Source organism: Salinithrix halophila (genome assembly GCF_042650125.1).
Classification (GTDB): Bacteria; Bacillota; Bacilli; order Thermoactinomycetales; family DSM-45169; genus Salinithrix; species Salinithrix halophila.
The window spans coordinates 1-563 of record NZ_JBHSAP010000012.1; the positions used below are offsets into that span (position 1 = coordinate 1).

The 563-nt window shown below is 56.3% G+C and carries 1 rRNA gene; it reads left to right on the top strand.

What is annotated here, in order from left to right:
- A 16S ribosomal RNA gene (locus tag ACFOUO_RS10205) occupies nt 1-504 on the top strand; the annotation flags it as partial.
- Nucleotides 505-563 lie beyond the last annotated feature (59 nt).

The window sequence follows — 563 nt, forward strand, 5'->3', positions numbered from 1 at the left end:
GGTGACAGGTGGTGCATGGTTGTCGTCAGCTCGTGTCGTGAGATGTTGGGTTCAGTCCCGCAACGAGCGCAACCCTTATCGTTAGTTGCCAGCACTTCGGGTGGGCACTCTAGCGAGACAGCCGGTGAAAGCCGGAGGAAGGTGGGGATGACGTCAAATCATCATGCCCCTTATGTCCTGGGCGACACACGTGCTACAATGGCTGGTACAACGGGTAGCGAAGCCGCGAGGTGAAGCCAATCCCAAAAAACCAGTCTCAGTTCGGATCGCAGGCTGCAACTCGCCTGCGTGAAGCTGGAATCGCTAGTAATCGCGGATCAGCATGCCGCGGTGAATACGTTCCCGGGCCTTGTACACACCGCCCGTCACACCACGAGAGTTTGCAACACCCGAAGTCGGTGAGGGAACCCTTATGGGGCCCAGCCGCCGAAGGTGGGGCAGATGATTGGGGTGAAGTCGTAACAAGGTATCCCTACCGGAAGGTGGGGATGGATCACCTCCTTTCTACGGAGTATCATCATGAACGAACCAAACAAGGTCGAATCAACCTGCTCTTCAGTTTT